This is a genomic window from uncultured Thiodictyon sp., from assembly GCF_903946935.1.
Taxonomy (GTDB): domain Bacteria; phylum Pseudomonadota; class Gammaproteobacteria; order Chromatiales; family Chromatiaceae; genus Thiodictyon.
In genome coordinates this window covers 1-9,543 of the sequence record NZ_CAJAXH010000174.1, presented here as the reverse complement: position 1 = coordinate 9,543, position 9,543 = coordinate 1, and the positions used below count along the sequence as shown (strand labels likewise).

11 protein-coding genes are annotated in these 9,543 nt (G+C 64.0%); 3 read left to right on the top strand and 8 right to left on the bottom strand.

Annotated elements, in window-relative coordinates:
* Nucleotides 1-556: 556 nt before the first annotated feature.
* Entirely contained in the window at nt 557-727 is a 171-nt protein-coding gene (locus QZX93_RS15215; RefSeq protein ID WP_295389099.1) for a hypothetical protein, read from the top strand.
* A 368-nt stretch (nt 728-1,095) separates the two neighbouring features.
* Here QZX93_RS15215 and QZX93_RS15210 read toward each other — a convergent pair whose 3' ends face one another.
* The 8 genes from QZX93_RS15210 to QZX93_RS15175 all read right to left on the bottom strand — a co-directional run bounded on the left by QZX93_RS15210 (nt 1,096) and on the right by QZX93_RS15175 (nt 7,230).
* On the bottom strand, nt 1,096-2,742 hold the full coding sequence (locus QZX93_RS15210) for a YfjI family protein (protein ID WP_295389100.1): 1,647 nt from the start codon (nt 2,740-2,742) through the stop codon (nt 1,096-1,098).
* Nucleotides 2,742-3,032 carry a hypothetical protein gene (locus QZX93_RS15205; protein ID WP_295394731.1) on the bottom strand — a complete coding sequence of 97 codons (291 nt, stop codon included), beginning with the start codon at nt 3,030-3,032 and terminating at the stop codon, nt 2,742-2,744. The genes QZX93_RS15210 and QZX93_RS15205 overlap by 1 nt, the downstream gene beginning before the upstream one ends.
* A gap of 226 nt (nt 3,033-3,258) precedes the next feature.
* Nucleotides 3,259-3,507: a helix-turn-helix domain-containing protein gene (locus QZX93_RS15200; protein ID WP_295389102.1), complete on the bottom strand. Its 249-nt coding sequence runs from the start codon at nt 3,505-3,507 to the stop codon at nt 3,259-3,261.
* Between the two features lie 125 nt (nt 3,508-3,632).
* Nucleotides 3,633-4,307 (bottom strand): hypothetical protein, encoded by a 675-nt coding sequence (locus QZX93_RS15195; RefSeq protein WP_295389103.1) that lies wholly within the window; start codon nt 4,305-4,307, stop codon nt 3,633-3,635.
* Between the two features lie 109 nt (nt 4,308-4,416).
* Nucleotides 4,417-5,670 carry a tyrosine-type recombinase/integrase gene (locus QZX93_RS15190; RefSeq protein WP_295389104.1) on the bottom strand — a complete coding sequence of 418 codons (1,254 nt, stop codon included), beginning with the start codon at nt 5,668-5,670 and terminating at the stop codon, nt 4,417-4,419.
* 393 nt (nt 5,671-6,063) lie between these two features.
* Entirely contained in the window at nt 6,064-6,306 is a 243-nt protein-coding gene (locus tag QZX93_RS15185) for a type II toxin-antitoxin system HicA family toxin (protein WP_295389105.1), read from the bottom strand.
* Nucleotides 6,303-6,632, bottom strand: a complete 330-nt coding sequence (locus tag QZX93_RS15180; protein WP_295389106.1) for a DUF1902 domain-containing protein — start codon at nt 6,630-6,632, stop codon at nt 6,303-6,305. The genes QZX93_RS15185 and QZX93_RS15180 overlap by 4 nt, the downstream gene beginning before the upstream one ends.
* A gap of 304 nt (nt 6,633-6,936) precedes the next feature.
* Entirely contained in the window at nt 6,937-7,230 is a 294-nt protein-coding gene (locus QZX93_RS15175) for a hypothetical protein (protein ID WP_295389107.1), read from the bottom strand.
* Between the two features lie 448 nt (nt 7,231-7,678).
* Between QZX93_RS15175 and QZX93_RS15170 the strand changes: the two genes are divergently transcribed.
* Both QZX93_RS15170 and QZX93_RS15165 read left to right on the top strand, forming a co-directional pair.
* A complete protein-coding gene (locus QZX93_RS15170; protein WP_295389108.1) occupies nt 7,679-7,879 on the top strand; it encodes a hypothetical protein in 201 nt (66 codons plus the stop codon).
* 60 nt (nt 7,880-7,939) lie between these two features.
* Nucleotides 7,940-9,421: an AAA domain-containing protein gene (locus tag QZX93_RS15165; protein ID WP_295389109.1), complete on the top strand. Its 1,482-nt coding sequence runs from the start codon at nt 7,940-7,942 to the stop codon at nt 9,419-9,421.
* Nucleotides 9,422-9,543: the final 122 nt, after the last annotated feature.

The following is a 9,543-nucleotide window of genomic DNA, read 5'->3' as shown; positions in this document are numbered from 1 at the left end:
GGGCCGCGGTGCGGGTGCCGGTGACTTCGCGCAGCCGGCCGGTGCGGTCGAATCGTGGCCAGATGCCCCGGCCGATGGTGTCGCGCAGCATGGCGCGGGTGTCGGCGTAGGTGTCGATCATGCTGCGCTCCGCGGTGCTGGGCCTGCCCCATGCGGGCCGGGCGACTTCTTCGGCTTGGTGCGGCGCTTCTTCTTCCATGCCCCGCAGAGCGGCCGGGGGCGCGGCGTGTCAATGCGCACCGCTTGGCCGGTGAGTACCGCGAACAAGGGGCCGGCGTGCTCGAATATGATGGGCTTCCAATGCTCCCAATAGCGTTGCTCTTGGCCAGACCTCACAAATACCTGTGCTTTCTCGCGTGACTTTAGGCGTAGCTCGATACCTTCGGCGCCAAGTTCATCAATTAGCGCCCATGGGTCATTCGGGATCATGCGCGGCCTCCAAATGCTCACGACAGACGATCTCACCCCGCGGCCACAGTGACCCGGGGCGCTTGCTGGCGGGCGCACTGGTCAGGCATCGGCCAAGCCCGCCAAAGCCCCGCGGGTTGGGGACGTAGTGACCGCAGGACGCGCACGACACCGGGGCCGGGCCGGGCGTCGGGGGCTGTTCCAGGTGGTGCGGCGCGTCAGGCTCGAGGACGGGCGCCGGGTCCTGTTCGAGCTCCACCAGGGCGCCGGGATGCAGGGCCGCGACCTCTGCCCGGGTGGCTGGCAGGGTGCAGGATAGGGAGAACCGCGGGCCGTCCGGCGGCGTGACCAGCCACAGACGGCGGGGGGCGGGGGGGTCTGCGGATATTGCGGATTCTGCGTTAGGCGAAAGCCCCTCTGACTGGCGGTCGGTGGCAGGGTTCTGCGTATTGTGCGGATTCTGCGTTAAGGCATTGTGGGGTGCTTGTGCTCCTTTATGATCTATTAAGTAAGGTAATAAGCCAAAATAGTCTTCCAGTACCCCCCCGCTGCCCCCCTGCCCGGACCCATCTACGGGGGCGCTTTCGCTTAACGCAGAATCCGCACAATACGCAGAACCACCCCGGGGGCCGCTCGTCGGGGGCGGGCTCCAGGGGGCAACCGGGGCGGTCATCAAGTCGCGCCAGTTCATCGCCACGCCTCCGCGAACTCCGCCCGGACCTCGATCCGTGGTGACGGCGGGCGTCCCGGGCCAGACTTGACGGGCTCCATGACGCGGATGTAACCGCGCTCCTCAAGGGCCTCCAGTGCGAAGGTAAGCCCGGCTACCCGCGGGAACGGGCCGCGCAGTGCGTTGAAGGCTTCGCGGACGGTGGAGTTTGCGCGGCGGCCTCGTTCAAGCCACTCCCAGACCTTGCGGGCGCCGGCTATGCTCTCGTCTGCCCCCATCAGGTCTAGAGCGGCGGCGCTATGGGCCAGCATGCCGGCGGCCAGGGTCAGAGCGCGGCCCATGGTGGCGAGCGACACAGGCGCCTCCCATGGCTTGCCGTGGGCGTGCTCGATCCCATGCAACACGCCAGCAATCCGGGCCGCTCCCCCTGGGACCTTGCCGGCCAGGTCCGTGAGACCTTCCAGGTCGGCGCCGGGCCGCATACGGGCCTCGACCATGCGGGCGAACTCCAACCACTCGGCATAGGCGGCGGGCTCCAAGCGGATCAGATGCGGGACCTCTACCCCGTCCGGGTCCGCGGCAAGGGGCCAGTCGAGCATTGCTCGGATTCCCTCACGATAGGCGGTTGCGACCGGTTCGGGCACCCGGGCGCCGGGGCGATCAGAGCTCAGGTCTCGATACCCGAGCGGCGACGGGGGCAGCAAGTAGAAGAACCGTCCCAACAGACCCCGACCGCGGAAACCCGGATTATTCGACAGTCCGCGCAGCACGTCAGGTTGTGGCGATAGACCAATGGTCAGACGGGGCGACGCCAAATAGACAGGCGGGCGCCCTCCGCGGTCTACGCGCTCAGGGTCCCCGCTCCAAGACTTCAAGACAAGATCCATATTTGGAATGCCGCTTGAATAGCGACCCGCCAGCAAATCGAATAGACCCGCCTCAGATGATAGCCACGCCATGCACTCGTTCTGCTCGGCAAGCATGACACCGAGCTTTTCCGGGGTGGCGTCGCTGGTCCATAGCTGGGGAGGCTTCGGAGCATCTTGAATGCGCGCCTCCAGGTCGGCGGCGTCCTGCGTTGCGGCCTCAACCTCTCTTTGATCCTTGGCCTTGGCTGCATCTGTCCGGGCCTTGTTGGCGCGTGCCTGCAAGGTCTTGGCCTCACTCTCTGCGCGGGCTATATCTTCCGCGCTGGCGGCGGCGGCTTCGCGCTCCCACTCGACCAAGGGGGCACAGGCGGCGCTCTGTACCGCAGATTTCCGGTTACCCGGGGGCAATGCGACCGCCAGCCACAGATTGCAGGGCTCGAAATGACCGGGGGCGACCAAGACGCGCAGGCGCCGGGCACATGGCACGGCGGCGGCGGCCAGGATCATACCGATCGGCAGTTCTGCGGGGGTCTCGGTGGCACTCGCCAATGCGGCGGCGTAGGTCCCTGCCCATACTGGGAGACTGCCCGGCTCCAGTCGCGGCAGCTTGGGCGTTGCGAGCGGTACCAGGTCCTGCCATGGGGCGGGTTCCTTCGGCGCAGAATCCGCACAATGCGCAGAATTAGGGCTGGCGCCCGGTTCGGGGCCATGGTCCGGGCCGGGGTGATAACTGCCACCCGCAAGGGCCTCCAGGTCCTCGGGGCTCATGTCATCCGCTGAGTAGGTGCCGTCCATCAGTTGCCCCCCTTTGCGGCGCGCAGCCGCAGAACCGCGACCTCGACCCGGGCGCGATCCTCGATCGACTCAGGGCGACCCGCCCGGCGGGCAGCGGCGGCGAGCTTCAATATCCCTCGCTCGATGTCCAGGGGGTCTAGGGCGGCTAGGGTACGCTGCGCCCACTTGCGCGCGGCCTCGTTGGGTCGCTTGGCGGCGCAGTCCCAGCGGTCGGGATAGATGTCTTTCCAGTCCAATCCTATCGCGGTCAGCACGTCGGATGGGTCGCAGCCGGCGAAGCAGTGGATCAAGACTCTATCGCCCTTGTCCATCACGCTGAGTGATGGGCTCTTGTCGTCATGGGCACAGCATCGCGCATACCAGCGGCCAGGGCCGGCGGGAATGACACCTTCAAGGCGAGCGAGTAGGGGCGCGGCAAGACCGCCAGAGGTATAATTGCACGGCCCGTTTCTGTTCTGTTCTCGCGCCCGTTCCGGTCCCTCCCCGGTTCGGGCGTTCTCGTTTGTGGCGTCCATATCAGCAACCCCGTGCACGACTTGCCGGGGCAGGTCCGGCCGATGGGCCGGTGTTGGTGCGGGTATGCTCGTCCAGCCAGGCGTCAACCTGTGCGGGGTCATAGCGCACTGCTGAACCGATCTTGACGAACGGCGGGCCGCCACCACGAAGGCGCCAGGTCTGAAGGGTTCGGCGGGAGATACTCAGTCTCTCGGCTTCCTGTACCTCGTCACGCAGGGTCTTAAGGGGGGTTGCTGTTGCGGTCGCCATGTTCGCGGGGCCTACTGTTGAATGCGTAGGACCACGATAAATCAGGCAAACCGCGAAAGGGGCGCGGACGGGAAGCCCGCGGGAAACGGGAATCAGGTCGGGAATCAGGTCGGGAAACTTTCTACTTAGGCGGGAATCTTCCCGGCCGTCCGCAACTCGTAAAGGCAGTTGCTCAGGGTCTTGAGCGTCACCGTCTGCGGGCTGTAGTAAGAGTCTATCCAGTGCAAAACGTCCCGGTCTGGCTGGTGCTCAGGGATCTTGTCGCGCGGGCCGTTCTTCTTGAGCCAGCGCAGCACGGCGCGTGCCGCTGGATTGGGACCGTGCTCGGCCATGATCGCCCACCATGACTCAAGCATCACAGCACGCCAAGCAACCATGTTGGCGGTGTCCGGTACGGCAGCCGTAGGACGCTGGGCATCGGGCAGCGCGATCCATCCTCGCAACAGTGGGCTTTCAGTGAGTTGGTGGCGGTCCTGCCATTGCGCATAAGCTTCTCGTGAGACTTTCGGAATATCGCGCGGCGACCGGCTCTTACTGCACCCCCCAAGCTGCTGGATAAGCCATGCCTCTGAATGGTCGATGCCCCGTATATGGTCGGCCCCGCTCACCCGTAACCTGCCTTTCTTAATTTCCGTCCTTAGCATAGATAACAAGGCGCGCTCCCTGACCTTATCTCCATCGAAATGAAGCTGTGCTATCTGCTCGATATTGAGCGAGTCGGGCCAACCGTTTTCCCGTGTAGTACCGTGCAAATGCAGGATGTCACAGGCTTGATGCCATAGAAGCTCAGTTTCTGCCATAGTCGCGCACCTTCAAGCGCAAGCCTTCAATAAAGGGGGCCAGGTCAGGGCGGTGAAGGTGCCGCCTTTTCGGGGATCAGCCTAGACCCGGCCGTAACTGGTCAGTCGGTCACTTCGCGGCGGTCCGCGCGCGGGTCGGAAGCGCGGTAACCTCTGCCGTGGGTGTCAGTCCGGCCGCCCCCATCAGCCGGGCGCCGTGCTGGTCCAGGGCCGCCCTCACCGAGTCCTCACCGAACCGGGCATAGACCGCGGTGGTCGATTGGTTGGAGTGATTCAGAACCCGGCCGATCAGATGCAGCGAGTTACCTGACTGCGCAAGCCAACTGCCGACGGTGCGCCGCAGGTCATGTAGCCGCACATCCTCGACACCGGCAGCCGCGCGCACCCGGCCCCAAGGCTTGCTCACGTTCACCAGGTGGGCGCCTGGGAGCTTGCCGGGCAGGATGTGGGGGTTGTCATCGGCCCGGGGCAGGTCGCGCAGCAAGGCCACAGCGGGCGGGCTCAAGGGGATGTAATGGGTCTTGCCGTTCTTGGTGTCGGCCAGGCGCAATTCTTCGCGGGTCCAATCCACATCAGCCCATTGGGCCTTGAGTAGTTCGGACTTCCGGCAGCCGGTCAGCAGGTAGAGCCACAGGGCCGCGCGGGCTGATTCGTTCGGTTCCTCGTTGATCGCCTGTGCCAGCCGTGGCAGTTCGTCAGGGGTAACCCAGCGGTCGCGCTTCGTCTCCTTGTAGTCGTCAATCCCTTGGGCCGGGTTGCGGTGGTCCTCTGGAACAAAGCCCCAGCGGTGGGCGAGCTCGAACATCTTGGCCACCAGCTCACGCACCCGGTTTGCTTCGTAGGGGTGCCCCTCCTTGGTGCCGATCTTGGAATGTAGGGCCGCCACGTCGGCGCGCTTGATGGCCTTCGCCTTGAGGCTGGCCCATGCCGGAAGGATGCGGTTGTTGATGCGCCGCTCGTCCTCTGACCAACTTTTCTTGTGGACCTTGGCGTAACGCTCCAGATAGGCGGTGCACAGTTCGCGCACGGTTTCGCCTTGGCGGTCTTGGTCCCGGGCTTCGGCGGGGTCGGCCCCCTGTACCACTGCCCCGAGCTTCGCCTTTGCCGCCGCGCGGGCCTGCTCCGCGGTCATGTCCTTACCGAGTGTCCCCAGTTTCAGGAACCGCTTGCGGGCGCCTGATCGGTAGGCCACCAAGAACGTCTTGAGCCCGGTCGGGTAGACCCGCACGCCAAAGCCCTTAACCTCGGGGTCCCATCGGTAATCCGGGTTTCTCCCGGTGCCTTCGTAGGTCATGCCCTCAACGCTGCGCTTCGTCAGCTTGACCAGCGCCCGGCCGCCCTCGGTTTTGGTCTCGGTGTTCATCGTCTCCCCGCTCGGTTCGATGGGTCCCCAGTGCCCCTTTGGTTGGTTGCGCGCGCAACCACTGCGCAACCACAAAAGAGCGAATCGGGGCGTACTATGCCGTAAAGGATAGCACGTCTTGAGCGGGTAAGCTGTTGTTAAAACGTGGGGTAACGTAACAGGAGGTAGGCGGTAGTGTGTGCGACTCTCAGGCTACGAACCAGGTGGTCGGGAGTTCGAATCTCTCCGGGCGCGCCAATAAAGACAACGGCTTAGACCTCAGCGGGTCTAGGCCGTTTTCGTTTGAGTCACCATAGAGTCACCACGCGGGGCAAAGTCCGCACCCGGTGCCGTTCGTCGGGTCGCCCCCGGCAGGCACGCTTCAGGCTGCCCCGGCGGTCGGTCAGGCAGGAATCAGGGGTTGAGCGCCGCATAAAAGGCGGCCTTGGTGACTCCGGCTTGGCGAGACATTGAGTGAATCAAGACGGGTGAGAACGGCGCCTTGGGGCAATCGACCGTCACCTTAAGCCGACCTTCCGGGGTGTCTTTGACCCACTGCTCGTGTGAAGTTCCCCGCCCGGGTCGGGGCGCAAAGCCCAAGGCGCGCAAGATGCGCTTTACGTCGGCACAGGTCAGCGGGGGATAGTGACCGCTCACCGCGCCAGCGCGAGCGGCAGCGACTCGATAAACGGTCGGTGGGCGCCTGCCAGACGGCCGCGCAACGGCACGGCCAGCTTGAACCAGTAGAATCGCAGCCAGTAAGGCCAGGGCGCCCGGCGGTTCAGCAGGGCGGCGGCGTGGTCGCGATCCTCCCCGGTAAGGGCGTCCTCCACGTAATCGTTGATCATGGCGTCCAGATGGTCGCGCGCCTCCTCGAATGTCTCACCCTGCGCGGCCAGGTCGAAATCCAGGCACAAGGCGACCCACACGCCTGGCGGCTCATGTTCCGCATAGCAGCGAAGCTTCCACTGTGACTGACGCATATCACCACCCTCGTCCAGGTTCATGCCCGCGGATGCAGGGCACACTGCCTGCGGTCCGGGCAGTTGTTATGGGATGTTAGCAGATGTGGCCCAGCCGCGGGGCTGCGCACGAGTTGGCAACCGGCGGCAACCGGCGATGCCCACAGAATCAGGTGCAGCCGTCCGCCGGCCCCAAGGGAACTATCGCCAGCGGTCGGCCTCGTGGTCAGGTGGAAGCCCGTCGGCAGGGGCGCGCGGACCTTGAGCCCGACCACGATTTAGGGCCCGTCGCTGGGGCGTGCTGGCCAGGTGGTGCCGGAGCTCGTCACCCGGCGGTCACCGCTGCGGGCTCTATTGTCGTTTCTGTAACGGCTTTAGAGTGTCCCAAACGGCGCAGCAGTTCATCCGCGATTCGCTCAACCTCGAACGGCAGCCCTGCCCGGTAGGCCGTGGCGATCCCCTCCAGCAGGACCGATGCGGCAACCTCACCAAGGGGCGTCGGACAGCCTTCGAATACCTGGGTTCTGGCCCGTGCTCGCAGGTCTGCACTGCGTTGGGCCGGAGTCCGGGCGCGTCCCGTGGCGGGCCGTCCGCGCTTCGTGGTGGTGGCTTCTTTCATTTTGCGTTTCAAAAACGAGAATAGTCCGTCAATTATCGTTGCTGTAACGATAAATGCAAGGGGTCGCTGGCCAGGCGGAGCCGGTCCAAATTTGGACTCGCCCTGTAGCGTGCCCCATCGGTGCGCATGCAGTGCCTTCGATGGAGCAATAAGGCATTGACTTGAAAGTCAACAGAAGTGGGGACGGGCGCCACGGGAGCGAGATAGCAGGAAATCCCGCTTTCGGTCGGCTGACATGTAGAGCGCGATCCGCGCTCGCTGTGCGCTTCCTCGGACCAGCGATCCGCAGTCGGCCGAGTGGTGCCGGTCTGGACCTGGACCTGACATTTGGCTTAAACCTTGGGCTTCGGTACGATGCCCATCGGCGCGGGCAGCCATCGACCATCCACGGCATGCAAGGCCACGCGGGGTTTACCTCCCCACTCGTCAGGCAGTCAACGGACAGCACATGGAAACGACCGCCCATTTCGAGAACATCCCCCAAGAGATCGCCAAGCGGTTGAGCGCGGCGACGCAAGAAATCGTCGTTGCGGTCGCCTGGTTCACGGATCCGAGCCTCTTCGACGTGCTGTGCCGACAGGCCGGGCAGGGTCTGCTCTGTGTTTACGGCGTGCTGTGTGTCGGCGGCATCCGCCGTTGCCAGGAATAGACATGGAAACGACGGCGTACTTTAGTAACCCTGCATTACGCGATCACCGGACCGCATGACATGGAACAAACCGCCTCCGACCGGCAGCCCCTCCGAGCGCCGCTCGACGAATTTAGGACGGCGCTTGATCGGGAGATCACTGCCGCCCAGGCAAATCTCTCGGCTACAGCCGTTGCCCTGACCGACGGCAAGCTCGTCGCGCCGGTCGGCGGTGCTTTCCATTACACCTTCGACACACTCGCGCGCGTCGGAGTGCCCCCGGATACAGAGGGTCAGCTCATCCTGCCGGACCGCCCAGACAATCCCATCGACGTGAGATTGGTTGAGATCGCCGAACTCAAGGTTACGCTCGCGGTCGCCACGCATATCGGCCGCGCCGTCCCCAGTGCAAGACTGCAAACCGATCTGACCATGCTCTTGAAGCGGCTAATCGCTCGCATCGAAGAGAAGGCGCAGGAGGGTCACTCAGCGGCGGACCGGGTGTTGGGCAAACGCCCGCCGTCCGGAAAACCCGTTACGTTCACGGCCATCATCCCGGTGCTCAACAAGGAGCAAAAGCAAGCAGTCGCGAGCGCTCTCGGGCGAGATACCACATTCGTATGGGGTCCGCCTGGAACGGGCAAGACCTACACCATCGGAGAGATTGGTGCGCAACTGCTTCACCTCGGCAAGACCCTCTTGATCGCCTCCCACACCAACACCGCGGTCGACGGCGCGGTGCTAAAGATTGCAGAAGCTTGCAAAGGGCGATTCGAGGAGGGCGACATCGTGCGTGTCGGCGATCCCGTGAAATCGGATCTTCGCGAAATGGACCGCGCGAGCGACACCAAGATCATCATGCGCAGCATTGTGGAGAAGCGCGAGAGACTTTTGAAGGAGAGGCGCAACGAAGCGCAACAAGAACTCGACGCGACGAAGAAAGAATCGGGCGAGATGCAGCGTTTGTTGGAGATCGCGGAATGGTTGTCCGATGCACCCGACGATATTGCCAAGCTTGAGGACAAGGCCAAGCGCGTTTCGGCGCTTGTAGAGGACGAACGAACCGTATCTGCTCGACTGTCTGCGCTTGTCGCCCAAGAATCGCAGATGCGGCAGTTGGCAGCCGAAGCCGCTGGGCTTCTGGTCCCGGGGCGCGCCTTAAGCGACCTTCGCCGGTCGTTAAACGCGGCTTGCGGCGCTCGCGACCGGCATTGCAACGAGAAGCTGGTTGCCGAAAAGCGATTGAACGAGGAGATGGGTCGGTTGCGTCTCAGCCGCTCCTTGGAGCCAATACGGGAACGCGCGAGGAAACTGCCGTCGCCCGAGGTTCTACAAGGAATGGCCCAAACCGCGGAAAAGGATTGCGCGGGCGCGGCTCGGCGCATCGTCAGCACAAATGACGAACTGCTGCGAGCCGAGCAACTACTAGATCAAGTCGGAAAGATCGGGGCCATCAAACGCATGTGGCTCAAGCTCCCGAAGCCCGAGAATCAAGCCGCCGAAGTCGAGCGGCTTCGCTTGCTCGCTAATGCAGCCCGTGAAGAGTTCGGAATGTGTCAATGAAAATGAGACACCGGGGTGTCGAATTTAGTGTTGCTCGGGAGGCTCTTGGATCTCGGTTAAGCCTGCGGCCGGCGGGTTGATCCAAACCTCTGCGGGAGGCAGCTTGGGTGTCGGCGGTGTGC

Coding starts and splice junctions, on each gene's coding strand:
- QZX93_RS15210 (WP_295389100.1), bottom strand. CDS start 2,742: ATGGACGGCACCTACTCAGCGGATGACATGAGCCCCGAGGACCTGGAG.
- QZX93_RS15200 (WP_295389102.1), bottom strand. CDS start 3,507: ATGGCGACCGCAACAGCAACCCCCCTTAAGACCCTGCGTGACGAGGTA.
- QZX93_RS15195 (WP_295389103.1), bottom strand. CDS start 4,307: ATGGCAGAAACTGAGCTTCTATGGCATCAAGCCTGTGACATCCTGCAT.
- QZX93_RS15190 (WP_295389104.1), bottom strand. CDS start 5,670: ATGAACACCGAGACCAAAACCGAGGGCGGCCGGGCGCTGGTCAAGCTG.
- QZX93_RS15180 (WP_295389106.1), bottom strand. CDS start 6,632: ATGCGTCAGTCACAGTGGAAGCTTCGCTGCTATGCGGAACATGAGCCG.
- QZX93_RS15175 (WP_295389107.1), bottom strand. CDS start 7,230: ATGAAAGAAGCCACCACCACGAAGCGCGGACGGCCCGCCACGGGACGC.
- QZX93_RS15170 (WP_295389108.1), top strand. CDS start 7,679: ATGGAAACGACCGCCCATTTCGAGAACATCCCCCAAGAGATCGCCAAG.
- QZX93_RS15165 (WP_295389109.1), top strand. CDS start 7,940: ATGGAACAAACCGCCTCCGACCGGCAGCCCCTCCGAGCGCCGCTCGAC.